The sequence below is a fragment of the Azospirillum thermophilum genome, from assembly GCF_003130795.1.
GTDB lineage: Bacteria > Pseudomonadota > Alphaproteobacteria > Azospirillales > Azospirillaceae > Azospirillum > Azospirillum thermophilum.
This window is the reverse complement of sequence record NZ_CP029353.1, coordinates 2,210,667-2,226,211: the sequence shown is the minus strand read 5'-3', so window position 1 is coordinate 2,226,211 and position 15,545 is coordinate 2,210,667. Positions and strand designations below refer to the sequence as shown.

The window sequence follows — 15,545 nt, the reverse complement described above, 5'->3', positions numbered from 1 at the left end:
ACATGGCTACCGTAGAAATCCGAAACGTCCGCAAGTCCTACGGCCCGGTGGAGGCGATCAAGGGCATCGACGTCGCCATCCGCGACGGCGAGTTCCTGGTCCTGCTCGGCCCCAGCGGCTGCGGCAAGTCCACGCTGCTGCGCATGGTGGCCGGGCTGGAGAGCATCACCGGCGGCGAGATCGCCATCGGCGGCCGCGTGGTGAACGGGCTGGAGCCCAAGGACCGGGACATCGCCATGGTGTTCCAGAACTATGCGCTCTACCCGCACATGACGGTCTTCGACAACATGGCCTACGGCCTGAAGATCCGCGGGATCCCCAGGGACGAGATCCGCACCCGCGTCGACCGCGCCGCGGAAATCCTGGAGCTCGGCCGCTTCCTCGACCGCCGGCCGAGCCAGCTTTCCGGCGGCCAGCGCCAGCGCGTCGCCATGGGCCGCGCCATCGTGCGCGAGCCCGCCGCCTTCCTGTTCGACGAGCCGCTGTCCAACCTGGACGCCAAGCTGCGCACCCAGATGCGGGTGGAGATCAAGCGGCTGCAGGACCGGCTGGGCATCACCAGCCTCTACGTCACGCACGACCAGGTGGAGGCGATGACGCTCGCCGACCGCATCCTGGTGATGAACCATGGCGTCGCCGAGCAGATCGGCACGCCGCTGGAGGTCTACCAGCGGCCGGCCAGCCTGTTCGTCGCCGGCTTCATCGGCTCGCCGCCGATGAACGTGCTCGACGCGCGGATCGATGCGGCGGGCGGCGGGGTGGTGATCCCGGGCGGCGCCACCGTCGCGCTGGCCGACGCCCATGGCGGGCGGGCCGGCCAGCCGGTGACGCTGGGGGTCCGGCCGGAGCATCTGGCGCTGGCCGCCGAGGGGCCGCTGTCGATCCAGGTCGATCTGGTCGAGGCGCTGGGCGCCGACACGGTGGTCTATGGCCGGCTGCCCGACGGCGAGCCGCTGGTGGTCCGCATGAACGGCCTGCCGGCCTGCCGCGAGGGCGACCGCCTGACGCTGGCGCCCCAGCCCGGCGCGCTGCACCTGTTCGATCCGGAGACCGGGCGGCGGCTTTCCGAATAGGATGGTTTCCCGGTAGGATGGTTGGTCTTTCCTACTGAAGGGACTCCCCGATGAGCAGCCGCAGCATCCCGCCCTTCCACCTCGCCTTCCCCGTCCGCGACAAGGAGGAGGCGCGCGCCTTCTATGCCGGCACGCTCGGCTGCGGGGTGGGGCGGGAGTCCGACCGCTGGATCGACTTCGACCTCTATGGCCATCAGGTCGTGGCGCATGTGACCGAGGAGGCCGGCAGCCGGGCGACCAACCCGGTGGACGGGGAGGAGGTGCCGGCCAGCCATTTCGGCGTCATCCTCGGCTGGGACGACTGGCACGCGCTGGCCGGGAAGCTGAAGGCCGCCGGCATCCGCTTCCTGATCGAGCCGCAGATCCGCTTCAAGGGGCAGGTCGGCGAGCAGGCGACCATGTTCTTCCTCGACCCCAGCGGCAATGCCCTGGAGTTCAAGAGCTTCCAGGACATGTCGCAGATCTTCGCCCGCTGAGCGCGGCGTCCTCGCGGACGGGTCAAGCTGGGTCTGGACCGGCACGGCGGCGAGTGCCAGAGTGCCGGCCCACGACTACCCCGTCCGAAGAGGGAAGACCGAAGATGAAGCTCTTTTTCAAGCCCGGCGCCTGCTCGCTGTCGCCGCACATCGTGCTGCGCGAGGCCGGGCTGCCGTTCGAGCTGGTGAACGTCGACCTCGCCGCCAAGACGCTCGCCGACGGCAGCGATTTCTACGCCGTGAACCCCAAGGGCCAGGTGCCGGCCCTGGCGCTGGACGAGGGCGGCATCCTCACCGAGGGGCCGGTGATCGTGCAGTACATCGCCGACAAGGTGCCGGAGAAGGGGCTGATCCCGCCGGCCGGCACGCTGGAGCGCTACCGCGTCCTGGAGTGGCTGAACTTCGTCGGGACCGAGCTGCACAAGACCTTCAGCCCGCTGTTCCGCCCGACCACGCCGGACGCCTACAAGGACATCGTCCGCCAGACGCTGGCGCAGAAGTTCGCCGTGCTGGACAAGGCGCTGGCCGGCAGGTCCTACCTGACCGGCGAGAGCTTCACGGTGGCGGACGCCTATTGCTTCGTGGTGCTGGGCTGGGCCAGGCCGATGGGGATCGACCTGTCGGCCTATCCGAACGTGACCGCCTTCCAGGCCCGCATCGCCGGGCGCCCCGCCGTCCGCGAGGCCCGCGCCGCCGAGGGGCTGGGCTGAGAGGGTCCGCCCCTCCTCCGCCGGAGGAGGGGCGGGTCTTCCTTACGCGGCGCTCTTGCGGCGGAGCGTGGCGCTGCCGCCGTCCTTGCCCGCGGGTTTGCCGGCATCGGACTTCGCCGCGCCGTGGCTCTGGGCATGGGTCTGCGGGCGGCGGTCGTGGCGGTTCTGGGAACCGGCCGGGGTCTTCGGCGCCGCGTTCTTCGGCTGGCCCTGCTTGGACTGTGCCTGCTTGGGCTGTGCCTGTTTGGGCTGGCCCTGCCCCTGGCTCTGGCCCGCCTGCGGCGGCTTGCCGGGACGCGGGCCGCGGTTGGCCTGCTGCTGGCGCTTGGGCGCCGGCGGCTTCTTCGTCGAGGCGTGGAGCGCCGCCACCGCCGCGGCGTGATAGGCGTGGTCGGGGTCGACCGGCACCGGCTGGCGGATGGTCTTCTCGATGTCCTTCAGGTAGGCGACCTCGTCCATGTCGCAGAAGGACACGGCGCTGCCCTCGGCCCCGGCGCGCGCGGTGCGGCCGATGCGGTGGACGTAGCTCTCCGGCTCGTTCGGCAGGTCGAAGTTGATGACGTGCGTGATGCCGTCGATGTCGATGCCGCGCGCCGCGATGTCGGTCGCCACCAGCGCCCGCAGTTCCCCCGTGCGGAAGCCGTCGAGCGCCCGGATGCGGGCCGACTGCGACTTGTCGCCATGGATGGAGTCGGCGGGGACGCCGGCCTTCTTCAGATGGTCGGCGATGCGGTCGGCGCCGTGCTTGGTGCGGGCGAAGACGATCGTCCGCTGCAGCGCGTTGTCCTGCATCAGGTCGGTCAGCAGGCGGCGCTTGTCGGCCCGCTCGACGAACAGCACGCGCTGGGCGATGCGTTCCACCGTGGTGGACTGCGGCGTCACCTCGATCCGCTCGGCATCGTCAGGATGCTGTGGGCGAGGTCGGCCACCGCCTCCGGCATGGTGGCGGAGAACAGCAGGTCTGGCGCTCGGCCGGCAGGGCGGCGACAACCTTGCGGACGTCGCGGATGAAGCCCATGTCGAGCATCCGGTCCGCCTCGTCCAGCACGAAGATCTCGATGGCGTCCAGGCGGCAGTGGCCCTGCGCCATCAGGTCGAGCAGGCGGCCCGGCGTGGCGATCAGCACCTCCACCCCGCGGGTGATGGCGGCGACCTGCGGGCTCTGCCCGACGCCGCCATGGATCACCGTGCTGCGGATCGGCAGGTGCCGGCCGTAGGTCTTGAAGCTGTCTTGAAGCTGTCGCCGATCTGCAGCGCCAGCTCGCGCGTCGGCGTCAGGATCAGGGTGCGCGGCGCCTTGGCGGCCACCCGCTTCTTCGCCTGGAAGAGGCGCTGCAGGATGGGCAGGGTGAAGGCGGCGGTCTTGCCGGTGCCGGTCTGGGCGAGGCGAGCACGTCCCGCCCCGCAGCACCGGGATGGCGCCGGCCTGGATCGGCGTGGCCGTGGCGTATCCCTCTTCCGCGACGGCGCGCAGAAGGGGCTCGAGCAGACCGAGGCCGTTGAATTCTGTCATGGAATGGAGAGTCCTGGACACCAAGAAAGGGCGGCACCACCGGGTGCGCCGGGCTTCGCGGCACTCCGCGCAGGGGAGGCGCGGAGCCGTCGGGCCGGCGGCGGGGGCCATGCGCCCATGCCGACGGCCGGCCCGACCGCCCACACATAGGGGCTGGGACCCGGAATGGCAAGGAAACTGTGCCCGCCGCCCCCGGTTCCCCCGGCTCAGCTCTTCTTGATGACGCCGCAGGCGATGCGGTCGCCGGCATTGCCGGCGGGCTGGCCGGTGTAGTCGTCCGGCTGGGCATGGACCACGAAGGCGGTGCCGCCCTGCTTCAGCAGGCCGGCCGGGCCGTCGTCGAGCGTCACGAGGTGGGTGACGAACTCGAACCCGGTCTTGCCGTCCGCCCCGACCCAGATGTTGGGCAGGTCGCCGACATGCATGTGGTCGGCCTCCAGCCCGTGCTTGGCGCCCGCACCGGCGAAATGGCCGCCGGCCGCCGCGAAGTTGGGGGTGCAGGCGCCGGTCTCGTGGATGTGGAAGCCGTGCCAGCCGGGCGGCAGCCCGTCGAGCGCGCCGTGGATCAGGACGCCGTGGGCGAACCTGGTCAGCGTGACGGTGCCGACCTGCCTGCCCTGCGCGTCGGCGAGGGCGGCCTGGGCGCTGGGGCGGGGGCGGGTGCGCCGGCCTGCTGGGCGGCGGCGGGGCCTGCGGCGAGCGCAGCCGCGCAGAGGCGGCTGAAGCAAGGCGTCTGCCGGTGAGGAACCCTGTCATGCGTGTCATTCTCCCTATCTTGTTCGACGATCCGCCTTGCGGCGTTGCGACGCGCAAACGCCGCTCTGGGATTGAGAGCGGTTTGCAGTATGATGGGGCCGTTTGATCAACGGCCAAGGTGCCAATTCGATGACGTCGCGGCTCGAAGCATTGTGTCTGGAGAAGGGGTTGAAGATGACCGGCCAGCGCCGGGTCATCTCGCAGGTCTTGTCGGAGGCGACGACCACCCCGACGTGGAGGAGGTGCATCGCCGGCCGTGCTGATCGACCCGCGGATCTCGATCGCCACGGTCTACCGCACCATGCGTCTGCTGGAGGACGCGCAGGTGATCGAGCGCGTGGACCTCGGCGACGGGCGCGCCGCTACGAGGAGGCGACCGCCGACCACCACCCACCTGATCGACACCCGCACCGGCCGGATCATCGAGTTTTCCAGCCCCGAGCTGGAAATGCTCAAGGAGCGCATCGCGCGCGAGCTGGGCTACCGGATCGTCGATCACCGGCTGGAGATCTACGGCGTCCCGCTCGACGACGCGACGGCCAGCGTGCCGCCCCCAGACGGTGGCGAAGGACGAGGACACCCATTCATGCGTGGCGCGACACGTCGACGGCGATCCGCCTGTCCGGAGGCGCAGGCGAAACCATCGTCAGCCACTGGCTGTCCGGCCCCGTCCGTCATTGAGCATGCCGCCACCGAGCGTTTTGAAGGCTTCGGTCCTTCTGTATGAAAATAGTCCTTGACCGTTCGGCGAAAAGTCCTAGAACGGTCCTTGTCGACGCCTGGGGTCCATCCCCTCGGCCCCGGGGCGGCGCTTCCATCCTCCCCTCATGCCTGTCCTGGAAAGGGCCGGCCGGACAACCGAAAGGCCCGGCCGGCCTTTTCTTTTTCGCGCTCCGCCCGCGGCCGGAGGCGCCGACGCGCGTCCTCGACAACCGGGTGGCGGACCGAGCCCGCCGGACGGGATCCGCAAAGGAACGCGAAAGGAACAAATCCCCATGTCCACCACGATCGCGCAGGCCTTCGTCAAGCAGTTCGAGCGCGAGGTCCACGAGCCTACCAGCGCATGGGCTCCAAGCTGCGCAACACCGTGCGCACCAAGAACAACGTCGTCGGCGCCGCCACCGTCTTCCAGAAGGTCGGCAAGGGCGCCGCCTCCACCAAGTCGCGCCACGGCGCCGTGCCGGTGATGAACCTGGACCACACGCCGGTGGAGTGCGCGCTCTACGATTTCTATGCCGGCGACTGGGTCGACCGGCTGGACGAGCTGAAGACCAACATCGACGAGCGGCAGATCATCGCCAACGCCGGCGCCTATGCGCTGGGCCGCAAGACCGACGAGCTTCTGCTGGCGGAGATGAACCGCTCCACCAACCATGCCGGCGGCGAGACCGACGGGCTGACCAAGGCGAAGGTCCTGCTGGCCTTCGAGATGCTGGGCGAGGCCGACGTGCCCGACGACGGCCAGCGCTATGCGGTGGTCGGCTGGAAGCAGTGGTCACAGCTTCTCGCCATCCCGGAATTCGCCAGCGCCGACTATGTCGGCTCCGACGAGCTGCCCTGGCGCGGCACCCAGGCCAAGCGCTGGCTCGGCACGCTGTGGCTGCCCCATTCCGGGCTGGCGGGTGCGGTGCGCTACTGCCACTGGTACCACAAGACGGCGGTCGGCCATGCCGCGGGCGCCGACGTGAAGACCGACATCACCTGGCACGGCGACCGCGCCGCCCATTTCGTCAACAACATGATGAGCCAGGGTGCCGCCCTGATCGATCCGACCGGCGTCGTCACCCTGCGCTGCGCGGAGAGCTGAGCGGCCGATGCCGCCGGGCGTCGCGGCGGGACCTGCCACGACGCCCGCGCCGTCCTCCCGCAAGACGTCCTCCCGCAAGAAAAATCCCTGCCCAATCCGATCTCCCGGAGTCCCCCATGGCCTATGCGTCCAAGGATCTGAGCGTGCTTGCCTATGCCAACGGCTTATCAGTCTCATCGCTGAGCAACATCGTCTTTTTCTCCTTCACAAAGGCCTTTACGATGTCGAGGAGGTCTTGGTCATGATCGCCGATGTCACCCGTGTGGCCGCGCTGCTGCTGGCGCTCGTCGGCCTGTTGCTCAAGCTGCCGGTGGATGCGGAGCATCGAGTTTGCGAGGAAACGCACGATCCGGGCCAGCGAGTCGTCGTCATCGTTCAGGTCGATCTTCGGGGTGCCGTCTGGCTTAATGGTGATCTGCTTGACGGCCAGCAGGACAACTTCCCGAGGATCGACAAACAGGCTCCGCTCGAAAGCCTCTGGGCGATCCGGCGTTAGGAACAGTGAGTTCTCCGCCAAGAAGGCTACCTCTTCGGCTTCTCGTTCATCCTCGACGGCCTGGGCGCGGGTCTGGCCGAGTTCCTCAACCAGTCGATCAACCTCCCGCCGGCGCTCACCCATCGCCGGCATCAGGGCGTTGATGCGGTCATAGAGCGGCTTCACGGCGGCATCGCCCAGGCCTGCCGCACGCATCGCCATCGCATTGTCGACCAGGGCGAGGTGATCGCGCTCCATCTGCGCGAGATCGTCTTGTGCGGCGTCAAGCTGGCGGCGCAACTCTTCGACCTTCCGAGCGCCGAACCCGAGCAGGAAGTCCATGAAGGTCTTGCGGTTCAGCCGGCTGGCTAGGAACTTGGTGACGTCGGTGACGACATCCTGTTCCAGCTTGTCGCGCCGCACGTTCGGGTTGGAGCAACCCGTCGTGACCTTTCTACCCTGGCAACGATAGTACCAGAACGTCCCAGCACGACCCGAACGGAATGGCGCGTAACCGCGCCCACAGCAGCCGCATACCACTAGGCCGGACAGCAGCCGTTCCTCTCGCTCCCCGCTGCCCTTGCGGTGTCTGCCGGTCATGGCTTCGTTTGCGCGGCTCCAGGCATCGCGCGAAATGATCGGTGCAGGTTCGACGGTGAGCTTCTGACCGCTCACCGTCTCGCCATGATAGGCGGGATTGCGGATGAGATGATGAAGGCTGCTATCGTTCCAAGCCGGGGGGCGATCTGCCCAATATACCGCGCCTTCTTTCTCCATGAAGGCCGACAGCCCAGCCCAGCTCCCACCGATCTCGGGATCGTTCGTTCGCATGCGCGCCTTGCGGTCACGCTTTGGTAGGCGCAACTCGACGATCGGAGGCAGAATGTTGTCGCGGTTGAGCTGTCCGGCTACGGCGATCCGCCCCTTGCCGGCCTGAACGGCGTTGAAGATGTCGCGGACGACCTTTGCCTCGTCTGGATCCTGTTGAAGCACGCCATCAACCAAGCGATAGCCGAAGGGCACCATACCCTGCGTCCATCTTCCCTTCGCGCGGGCAGCGCTCCGGCCGTTCGCCGTCCGGGAGACGATCTTCCGGCGCTCCTCTTGGGCGAGCGTCAGCAGTAGGTTGCGGACCACGACATTCTCGACGCCCGGCTCCTGCAGCGACACAAAGCTGATACCCAGCTGCTCCAGGCGCTCCAGCGTCTTCACGCCGATCACGAGGTCGCGGGCCAGCCGGTCGAGCGCCAGGACATACAGCCGTGTGAAGCGTCCCTCTTCGGCGGCCTTGAGTAGAGCGGCAAAGCCGGGCCTGCCTGTCTCGTCCTTCGTCCCTGATGTTGTGTCCTGAAAAACAAGTTCATCGCTAATAGAGAAACTATCAACCAAGCAACGGTTCTTGCATCGTTGTATCTGATCTGGAAGTGAAACTCTGTCGTTGTCGGCCTGACGCTCCGTTGATACTCGGGCATATACTGCAGCTTGTCTTGTGATGTCCTGGCCCATTTTTGACACCGGAGTTTGGTTCATGTAAATTCATCTAATCATAGAACTTGACACCGTTGGAAGCCATGGCGCGAAAACGAACCATCGACGAGCGGCTCCTCGCACTGGTCCTCCTGACTGGGCTTCCGGCGATGCCCATCGGCATCGTGTCGGAGATGGCCGGCCAGCCGACGCGCCAGACCATCCACATCTGGGCGACCGACGCCATGGTGAAGCGCGGGGCCGGCCTGTCGGCGAGCCTCGACAAGATCGAGCAAGCGTGGGCGTCGCTCGAACGTCGTTCGGTATCTCACTTCGCAGCAGACCTCCAGACGGCCGTCTCGAACGCGCTGATCGTCGCGGGCGGCGTCTTGGGTGACGACGACCTGTTCGTGCGCTCGCTGCTAACTGACGGCGAACGGGCCGAAATCGCTATCGCCTCCGATGATCGTGCCCACGAACTCATCAAAGCCGCCGTCGCCCGCATCGAGCCGCATCTCGCGTCGGTCAACTCCATCATAGCGGCCAGCGTTCGCCATATCCGGCGTCGCCGCCGGGCAATCGCCTAAGGGGAAACTACATGAAGACCCACCTCTATTCCCCGGTCTGGGGGTCGATGGACGAACTCCATCATGCCGATGCCGGCCAGATCGTCGTCGGCTACACCGTTGCTCCGCTGGGGCGTGATACGCGCCAGACGCTGATCTTCAGCGCCGGTGCGGTTGAGGTCGCCGCCGACGAGGTGCGGGACGCCTTCGTCAAGACTGTCTCGGAAGCAACCTCCCAGGTGATTACCTCGACCGCCTCGCTCGGCACTGAAGCCAAGGCGATCAAGCAGTCGGTCTCGAAGGACGCTAAGGCAGCGGCCGACTGTGGCGACGCTGCGCAAGTCGAGGGATTCATCGCCGAGATCGATGACGTGCTGCATCGCCCGGTGGAGCATGCTCGCGCTCTGCGGCTCGCGGAGATCGTCCGCAACGCTATCGATGATGTGGTCGATTTCGATGTCGCCCCGGTCGAGAAGGCCTTGATCGACCTGAACGCCGCGCTGATCGAGTTCCAAGGAGTTCTGACGGGCCTTCGTGCCCTTCGCGCCGATGCGGTCAAGCTGGTCGAGCATGCCCGCTCGCCGGCGGTTCAGCACAAGCTCCGTGAAGCCGGGAAGGAAGTCGCCGCCCGATCGATCATCACCCCTGCCTTCGTCGCGCAACTGCGGCAGGCCCATCAGCAGGCCGTCGCCGATCTGGCGCGGCTGGCTGATCTGATCTCCGTAGTCGAGGGGGCCGCACGATGACCGTCCTGTCCGAGATGGAGCGCGAGCGTGACAGTCTGCGCGCATTCGTCGCTGTCGCCGGTGATGCCGTCGAGTCGGACGATATCCGGCGTCTTCTGGATCTGGACGCGCAGATCACCGACGCCCGTGCGAAAGCAGCGGCCAAGTCGGCTGACCCCATCGGCCAATCGGTTCTCGACGCGATGCGCGCCGTTCGCCGTTCGCCGATTGGGCAGACGATCAACTCCCAGACCGCCGAGACCGACGCCTCCCTGCGTGGTGTCGAGCGCATCCGTCGCAGCCTTGGTAACACCACGAGGGCAGCATGAGCGCCAATTCCTTCGAGGACATGGATGGATTTAACAAGGCGATGGAGGAGGGCCGGATCACCTACCGACTTCGCCATGATGATCGGCAGAACGTCCATTTCGTCATCGCCTTGCAGGGTGATGGCAAGGAGATCCCTACCGGCTTCGTCACTGCCCCGGGCACACCCCTTGAGGGGGTGCTCGAAATGGGGCTGGCCTATGTGTCTGGGGCACTGGCCGGAGCGCGACTGTCTCCGATGATACAGGGGTGACACATGACCGCTATCCACCTGCACGGCGCGCTCGGCAAGCAGTTCGGCCGCACCCACAGCTATCATGTCCGTGATGCTGCTGAAGCTGTCCGGGCGCTGACGGCCACCATGCCCGGCTTCGAGCATTGCTTTCGTCAGGGTCAATATCGGCTAGTGCGTGGCAAGCACACCCGCTCCGGGACCGATCTGACCGTCGATACGCTGACGCTCGGCCTCGGCAGTGCCGACCTGCATATCATCCCGGTGCCGGCTGGTTCCAAGCGTGGCGGCGGCAAGGCGATCCTGGGCGCGGTCATCATGGCTGTGGCGATTGCCGGTGCGATCTATACGGGCGGCGGCTCGCTGGCATTGGGTGCAGAGGCGAGCATCGGCGGCGTTGGTTTCGACGTGTCCTATGGCTCACTTGGGCTGTTCGGCGCGACGATGATGCTGTCCGGCATCAGCCAGATGCTGACGAAGACGCCGAAGTCGACCATCGTCGATGCAAACCAGTCCTATCTGTTCTCCGGCCCGGTCAACTCGACCGAGCAGGGCGGTTCCGTCCCTCTGATCTATGGCCGAGCCCGTGTCGGCTCGAACGTCATTTCGTCGGGCATGGATACGGCCCAGGCCGGCACGGCTGGCACAATGGTCAACAGCGGTAATGCCGGCTCGACGATGGGCTCCGTGGTCGGCGGTCTGTTCGGGTCGGATGCCGGCAGCGGCGGCACCGGCTCCAACGCCAATGATGCTTGGCAGGGTGGTAGCGGTGGCTGACAAGCGCGGCGTCGCGAACCTCACTCCCGATCACTGGAGACGGGTTGCGTGCGGGCTGGCGTCCCTTGAGGATGTCGCCCGCGAGCTGGGTGTTCGCCGACAGACGATCCATAAGGCGTTCGGCACGCGCGGCTGGACAAAGGAGGCCTGGGCGCAGCGCCAGCAAGCTGAAGAGGCCGAACGTCAGCGTCAGCAACAGGCCAGCGCAAGCCGCAGCTCGCCCGATGATGCAGAAGAGAATCAAGGGCTGCTGCCAGAGGCGCAGCGCGACCAGCTGCTCCGGCAGGTCGGCCTCGGAATCGTGAAGGCTGGCACGACGCTGGTTGCGGAGCTCAACGCTGGCATCGACCGCGAGCGCGGCAAAATGACGCCGACCGTTATTAATAGCTACCTGCGCGCGATGGAGCGCCTCAACGGGGCGCTGATCCCCTGGTTGATGCCTCCGCCTCCAGAGGCCGCAGCCGAACAGTCGAGTCAGCTCATTGTCTCGGTGATGAGCGACGACGAGGTCGCCGAGCTGAAGGCCCGCAAGGTCGTCATGGGCGAGGACGATGATGCAGAAGACGCTCCCGTCAGCGCGGCGGCTCCGGTGCCTGTCGCGACCCCCTGTCCGTCGCTATCAACAGCTCAGTCTCCCAAGCCGCTGGTCACGATCCACGACTCTCTTCCCGACCGGAACCAGTTCGGCCCATGGCTACATCAGCTTGCCGAGCGGCGTGGCCGGCGACATCTGCGCGACTGCGCGCAGGCGCTCGGGCTCTCGGTGGCTGCCGGCCAGGACACCCAGCTCATCATCGACCTCATCATGCACGCGACGGACGGCGATCCCGAGCGCTTGCGTTCAGTCGCGAAGGTCGTGGAATGATGCGCCCTCGGCTTCAGCAGCTTGACGCTGTGGCTCTCCATGACGGGCCTGCATCGCCCGAGCGACAGATGTGGCTGCGGGTCATCGCCCAGGCCGTGGCGGACGCAACGGACGGGCCGATCATGAAAGGCGGACGGATCTTCGATGATGCCGGCCGGCGGGTCGATCCGCGACAGGATGCTCGCGATTGGATTCTTGTCGCTGACGATAACTTTCTCGCCGTCTGCGATCTGGCCGGCGTCAGCCCGGACCTTGTGCGTCAGGCCATCCAATGAAACTCGACCTCTCGCGCCTCAACCTCGATGCAGCGGCCCGGACGATCATCAATGCCGCCAGGGCCGAGACGGTCGCCGTCGCCCGTGATGTCGAGCAGGGCAGCCGCGAACGCGCGCCCGAGCTGACAAGTGATCTCGTCAACAGCCACAAAACCCAGATCGTCGCCAGCAGCGCCAGCGGCATCACCGTCGCCGTCTCGGTTGGCCCGGTCTATAGCGACTCGGGTGACGATTACTCGCTGCGCATGCATGAGGGGCTGCCCGGGGTCTACAACCTCGGCCCCGTCTCCCGTCAGAAGAACACCGGCATCCCGCACCACGGCACCGGCGTTGGTCTGAAATTCCTCGAACGGGCGCTTCTGGATAGCGGCACCGCGCTCGCCCGTCGCATTGCCGCCGCCATCCGAAGGAACGTCCCATGAGCCTCAACGCCGGATCCATCGTCGCAACGCTCAACCTCGACACCCGCAGCTTCCAGGCCGGCATCCGCACCGCCGAGCGCGATCTTATGGCCTTCAGTGCCCGGCTGGAGCGCCTGGGCTCTGGCGGCAGTATCACCAGCCTGACCCGCAGCTTCGCCGGCCTGAATGCGGTGCTCGGCACTCTGGCTCTGTCGGCGATGACGAAGGATGCCGTGCAGGCCGGCGAACAGATGATCGCGCTGACGCGGCGCTTGGAGCTGATCGCAACCAGCGTCAACAAGACGGGCCGCGAGACGACCAGCGCCGCCGAGCAGTTCGCGTGGCTCAGCAAGACGGCGCTCGATACCGGCACCGACTTCGACGGGCTCTCCAAGGCCTGGGTGAAGCTCACGGCGACCGCCCATGGTGCCGGCGTCAGTCTCGACGATCTCAAGGAGGGCATCGTCGGCACCATCGGTGCCGGTGCGGCCATGGGCGTCTCGGCCGACGGGCTGAACAAGGTCTTCAACGCCATGAGCCAGATCGGCGGCAAGGGCCAGCTCTACCTTGAGGAGCTGAAGCAGCAGATGGCGGAGCACCTGCCGCTGGCGATGCAGATCACGGCGCGCGGCCTGGGCGTCACCACCCAAGAGCTGATGAACCTCACCAAGAAGGGCAGGGTCAGCGCCGACGAGTTTTTCGAGGCTTGGGCAAAGGGCTCCAAGGAGTTCCAGCAGTTCGGGCCCCTGTTGGCCGCGACCTTCACCGGGCAGCTTCAGAACTTCCGCACGATCTGGCGCACCGAGGTCGGCGGCCTGATGAACGATAGCGGCGTCTCCGACGCGCTTGCCGGCTTCGCGTCTCAGTTCAACAAGACGTTTGCGCAGCTTGTGGAGGATGCGCGCAGGAACAGCGATGGCGTCGGTGATGCGCTGATCGATGACGCTGAAGCTGTTGCTCAAGCGTTCGTCGGCACCTGGAATGCTGTCGCGCCCGTCGTTGAGAATATCGGCCGGCTGACGGGCGGTGTCTTTAGCGAGGCGATGGCCTCATACAACAGCTTGCCGGATGTCGTGCGCGAATGGGGCGTGTTGGGCGCGATGCTGCTGGGCGCGAAGCCCCTCCAGATCATCGCCATGCTCGCCGCGATCAAGGAGGGCGGCTCCGCGCTGGCAGGCTTGGACGCGCTGATGAAAGGTGACACCGTGTCGTGGTATCGCGAGGCGAACAGTTCCGGCGTCGGGCGGTTCTTCACCCGCGACAATTACGACAGCGCGTTCGGGTCGGAGTTCTCCCGCCTCGCCATCGACGGCGAGTCGGTTGTTGACGGCAAGGTGACGAATGAGCGCCGGCAGGCCGTTATCAAGGAGCGCCTCGCCCTTGAGGAGCAGCAGCTCGCCCGGCTGAAGACCCAACTCGCCGACGCCAACAAGCCCTTCGCCGTGTCCGAGGGAAGCGCCATCCCGGCGCAGATCGCGGCGCAACGCAAGGCGCTCTCCGACGAGATCACGACGTTCGAGGAACGCAGGGCGATGCTGCTGGGGCTGTCGCAGTCCATCGCTACGCCGGCTCCGACGCCGACCTTCAATCCGACCACCGGAACCAAGGGGTGGTCCATGCTCGCGCTGCCCGATCCGGCCGGCATCTTCACCGGCATTCGGGAGGGACGGGACAGGGCTCGACAGGGCCGAGAGGCGAAGATCGAGGGCATCGACCTCGGGTCTGGTGGCGGAGCACCTGCGGTCGACCGATCGAAGCTGATCTCCCAGTTGGACAAGCAGCTGCGCGCCGCAGTGAAGCAGGCGAACCTGCTGCGAAACAGCTTCCTGAACGCTGGCGACGCGCTGGTGATGCTGCATCAGAACTCCGCGGAGTTTGCCGCCCGTCGCACTGACGAACGGAAGCGCATCGCTGCCGGCCTCATGGACGAACAAGAACGGCTTTACACGCTGTCGGAGGCCGAATTGGCCCGCAAGGCCGTGCAGGGCGAGATCCTGCGGTCCCAGGAGCAGCAGGAGCGGGTCGGTCAGGAGATTGCCAACCTCTCGAACGTCGCCATCCAGGCCGAAGGCGACAAGCTGTCGAGGCTGAATGCCCAGCTCAGCGTCTCGCAGAAGCTGAAGGATGCGGCACGCGAGATGGCCTCCTATAGCGATCAGGCGTTGCAGGATGCCCGTGCACAGCTTCGGCTTGATGAGCTGCGCGTCGACACGCTGGAGACGCAGGCGCGGGCGCGGGACTAGGGTCCGGACTCATAACCAGTATGCGACGGTTGCCACGATGTGGACGGCGGCCATGAAGTTGGTGGCGGACCGGTCGTAACGGGTGGCGATGCGCCGGAAATCCTTGAGGCGTCCGAACATGCGCTCGATGACGTTGCGGTTCCGGTAGAGGTAGGGAGAGAAGCAGTTTTTCCAGCGCTTGTTGGCGCGTGGCGGAATGTTGGGCGCGGCCCCGGCCTCTTCGATCTTCCGGCGAACAGCGGCACTGTCGTAGCCCTTGTCGCCGTGCAGGAGATCGGTGGCGGGCATCCGGTCGAGCAGACGATCGGCGGCGGTGCAGTCGGCAACCTGACCACCGGTCAACAGGAAGGCGAGCGGCCGACCGCGCGGATCGCTCAGGGCGTGGATTTTGGTGGTTCGCCCGCCACGGGACCGGCCGATGGCCTGGGCACGCTCCCCCCTTTGCCGCCGCTTGCCGAACGATGGGCGCGCACCGCCGTGGAGTCGATCATCACCTGGGCCGGTGGGCCACCCGCCGCTGCCAACGCATGGAAGATGTCCTCCCACACGCCCTTGGCCGCCCAGCGGACGAAGCGGTTGTAGAGCGTCTTGCGGGGGCCGTAGACCGGTGGAGCATCCGCCCAGCGCCCGCCCGACTTCAGCACATGGACGATCCCGCTGATCACACGGCGATCATCCACGCGCGGCTTGCCTCGGGTGTCGCGCGGAAGGTGCGGCTCAAGCCGCTCAAACTGCTCCACCGTCAACCAGAACTGACCGTCGCTCATCACAAAGCCCCTTTCCAGGGCGTTGAATCATAACGGTGCCCTGCAGGAAAGGCTCTTTATGGGTCCGGACCCTATGATCGCCCCGACTTC

Annotated in this window: 18 protein-coding genes and 2 pseudogenes; 14 read left to right on the top strand and 6 right to left on the bottom strand. The window is 66.7% G+C overall.

Going from position 1 to position 15,545, the window contains the following annotated elements; genetic code table 11:
• Positions 1-2 precede the first annotated feature (2 nt).
• The 3 genes from DEW08_RS16905 (at position 3) to gstA (ending at position 2,259) form a co-directional block, all read left to right on the top strand.
• Complete coding sequence (locus tag DEW08_RS16905; RefSeq protein ID WP_109329927.1) at positions 3-1,073, top strand: sn-glycerol-3-phosphate import ATP-binding protein UgpC; 1,071 nt, start codon at positions 3-5, stop codon at positions 1,071-1,073.
• Between the two features lie 50 nt (positions 1,074-1,123).
• Positions 1,124-1,549 (top strand): VOC family protein, encoded by a 426-nt coding sequence (locus DEW08_RS16900; protein ID WP_109329060.1) that lies wholly within the window; start codon positions 1,124-1,126, stop codon positions 1,547-1,549.
• Positions 1,550-1,653: 104 nt separating this feature from the next.
• On the top strand, positions 1,654-2,259 hold the full coding sequence (gene gstA, locus DEW08_RS16895) for a glutathione transferase GstA (RefSeq protein ID WP_109329058.1): 606 nt from the start codon (positions 1,654-1,656) through the stop codon (positions 2,257-2,259).
• 42 nt (positions 2,260-2,301) lie between these two features.
• Here the strand turns inward: gstA and DEW08_RS33525 are convergent, their stop codons facing one another.
• The 4 genes from DEW08_RS33525 to DEW08_RS16885 form a co-directional block, all read right to left on the bottom strand.
• Positions 2,302-3,141 (bottom strand): helicase-related protein, encoded by an 840-nt coding sequence (locus tag DEW08_RS33525; RefSeq protein ID WP_342760751.1) that lies wholly within the window; start codon positions 3,139-3,141, stop codon positions 2,302-2,304.
• Between the two features lie 19 nt (positions 3,142-3,160).
• A complete protein-coding gene (locus DEW08_RS33520) occupies positions 3,161-3,445 on the bottom strand; it encodes a DEAD/DEAH box helicase (protein WP_342760750.1) in 285 nt (94 codons plus the stop codon).
• Positions 3,442-3,567, bottom strand: coding sequence for a hypothetical protein (locus DEW08_RS33515; RefSeq protein WP_342760749.1), 126 nt, complete (start codon positions 3,565-3,567; stop codon positions 3,442-3,444). Before DEW08_RS33515 ends, DEW08_RS33520 begins: the two co-directional genes overlap by 4 nt.
• 411 nt (positions 3,568-3,978) lie before the next feature.
• On the bottom strand, positions 3,979-4,500 hold the full coding sequence (locus DEW08_RS16885) for a superoxide dismutase family protein (RefSeq protein ID WP_245986357.1): 522 nt from the start codon (positions 4,498-4,500) through the stop codon (positions 3,979-3,981).
• Between the two features lie 284 nt (positions 4,501-4,784).
• Between DEW08_RS16885 and DEW08_RS33510 the strand changes: the two genes are divergently transcribed.
• Positions 4,785-5,255 carry a Fur family transcriptional regulator gene (locus DEW08_RS33510; protein WP_342760748.1) on the top strand — a complete coding sequence of 157 codons (471 nt, stop codon included), beginning with the start codon at positions 4,785-4,787 and terminating at the stop codon, positions 5,253-5,255.
• 268 nt (positions 5,256-5,523) lie between these two features.
• Positions 5,524-6,335 (top strand): annotated as a pseudogene (locus tag DEW08_RS16875) (phage capsid protein).
• Between the two features lie 151 nt (positions 6,336-6,486).
• Here DEW08_RS16875 and DEW08_RS16870 read toward each other — a convergent pair.
• On the bottom strand, positions 6,487-8,316 hold the full coding sequence (locus tag DEW08_RS16870; RefSeq protein ID WP_168220381.1) for a recombinase family protein: 1,830 nt from the start codon (positions 8,314-8,316) through the stop codon (positions 6,487-6,489).
• A 65-nt stretch (positions 8,317-8,381) separates the two neighbouring features.
• On the opposite strand from DEW08_RS16870, the gene DEW08_RS16865 reads away from it, so the two are divergent.
• The 9 genes from DEW08_RS16865 to DEW08_RS16825 all read left to right on the top strand — a co-directional run bounded on the left by DEW08_RS16865 (position 8,382) and on the right by DEW08_RS16825 (position 14,688).
• A complete protein-coding gene (locus tag DEW08_RS16865; protein WP_109329053.1) occupies positions 8,382-8,864 on the top strand; it encodes a hypothetical protein in 483 nt (160 codons plus the stop codon).
• Positions 8,865-8,875: 11 nt separating this feature from the next.
• A complete protein-coding gene (locus DEW08_RS16860) occupies positions 8,876-9,589 on the top strand; it encodes a hypothetical protein (RefSeq protein ID WP_109329051.1) in 714 nt (237 codons plus the stop codon).
• Positions 9,586-9,897, top strand: coding sequence for a hypothetical protein (locus DEW08_RS16855; protein ID WP_109329049.1), 312 nt, complete (start codon positions 9,586-9,588; stop codon positions 9,895-9,897). The genes DEW08_RS16860 and DEW08_RS16855 overlap by 4 nt, the downstream gene beginning before the upstream one ends.
• Positions 9,894-10,148: a hypothetical protein gene (locus DEW08_RS16850; protein ID WP_109329047.1), complete on the top strand. Its 255-nt coding sequence runs from the start codon at positions 9,894-9,896 to the stop codon at positions 10,146-10,148. Before DEW08_RS16855 ends, DEW08_RS16850 begins: the two co-directional genes overlap by 4 nt.
• Before the next feature lie 3 nt (positions 10,149-10,151).
• Complete coding sequence (locus tag DEW08_RS16845; RefSeq protein ID WP_109329045.1) at positions 10,152-10,904, top strand: tail assembly protein; 753 nt, start codon at positions 10,152-10,154, stop codon at positions 10,902-10,904.
• A complete protein-coding gene (locus DEW08_RS16840; protein ID WP_146214708.1) occupies positions 10,897-11,769 on the top strand; it encodes a hypothetical protein in 873 nt (290 codons plus the stop codon). The genes DEW08_RS16845 and DEW08_RS16840 overlap by 8 nt, the downstream gene beginning before the upstream one ends.
• Positions 11,770-11,837: 68 nt before the next feature.
• Positions 11,838-12,044 (top strand): hypothetical protein, encoded by a 207-nt coding sequence (locus DEW08_RS16835; RefSeq protein WP_146214707.1) that lies wholly within the window; start codon positions 11,838-11,840, stop codon positions 12,042-12,044.
• Positions 12,041-12,466 (top strand): hypothetical protein, encoded by a 426-nt coding sequence (locus DEW08_RS16830; RefSeq protein WP_109329039.1) that lies wholly within the window; start codon positions 12,041-12,043, stop codon positions 12,464-12,466. The genes DEW08_RS16835 and DEW08_RS16830 overlap by 4 nt, the downstream gene beginning before the upstream one ends.
• Positions 12,463-14,688 carry a tape measure protein gene (locus tag DEW08_RS16825; protein ID WP_109329037.1) on the top strand — a complete coding sequence of 742 codons (2,226 nt, stop codon included), beginning with the start codon at positions 12,463-12,465 and terminating at the stop codon, positions 14,686-14,688. The genes DEW08_RS16830 and DEW08_RS16825 overlap by 4 nt, the downstream gene beginning before the upstream one ends.
• 9 nt (positions 14,689-14,697) lie before the next feature.
• On the opposite strand, the pseudogene DEW08_RS16820 reads toward DEW08_RS16825, so the two are convergent.
• Positions 14,698-15,455: pseudogene (locus DEW08_RS16820) on the bottom strand (IS5 family transposase).
• Positions 15,456-15,545 lie beyond the last annotated feature (90 nt).

Excerpts from the sequence above, each read along its gene's own strand:
- DEW08_RS16860 (WP_109329051.1), top strand. The coding sequence starts at position 8,876 with ATGAAGACCCACCTCTATTCCCCGGTCTGGGGGTCGATGGACGAACTC.
- DEW08_RS16855 (WP_109329049.1), top strand. The coding sequence starts at position 9,586 with ATGACCGTCCTGTCCGAGATGGAGCGCGAGCGTGACAGTCTGCGCGCA.
- DEW08_RS16830 (WP_109329039.1), top strand. The coding sequence starts at position 12,041 with ATGAAACTCGACCTCTCGCGCCTCAACCTCGATGCAGCGGCCCGGACG.
- DEW08_RS16845 (WP_109329045.1), top strand. The coding sequence starts at position 10,152 with ATGACCGCTATCCACCTGCACGGCGCGCTCGGCAAGCAGTTCGGCCGC.
- DEW08_RS16825 (WP_109329037.1), top strand. The coding sequence starts at position 12,463 with ATGAGCCTCAACGCCGGATCCATCGTCGCAACGCTCAACCTCGACACC.
- DEW08_RS16850 (WP_109329047.1), top strand. The coding sequence starts at position 9,894 with ATGAGCGCCAATTCCTTCGAGGACATGGATGGATTTAACAAGGCGATG.
- DEW08_RS16865 (WP_109329053.1), top strand. The coding sequence starts at position 8,382 with ATGGCGCGAAAACGAACCATCGACGAGCGGCTCCTCGCACTGGTCCTC.
- DEW08_RS16835 (WP_146214707.1), top strand. The coding sequence starts at position 11,838 with ATGTGGCTGCGGGTCATCGCCCAGGCCGTGGCGGACGCAACGGACGGG.
- DEW08_RS16870 (WP_168220381.1), bottom strand. The coding sequence starts at position 8,316 with ATGGGCCAGGACATCACAAGACAAGCTGCAGTATATGCCCGAGTATCA.
- gstA (WP_109329058.1), top strand. The coding sequence starts at position 1,654 with ATGAAGCTCTTTTTCAAGCCCGGCGCCTGCTCGCTGTCGCCGCACATC.
- DEW08_RS16905 (WP_109329927.1), top strand. The coding sequence starts at position 3 with ATGGCTACCGTAGAAATCCGAAACGTCCGCAAGTCCTACGGCCCGGTG.
- DEW08_RS16900 (WP_109329060.1), top strand. The coding sequence starts at position 1,124 with ATGAGCAGCCGCAGCATCCCGCCCTTCCACCTCGCCTTCCCCGTCCGC.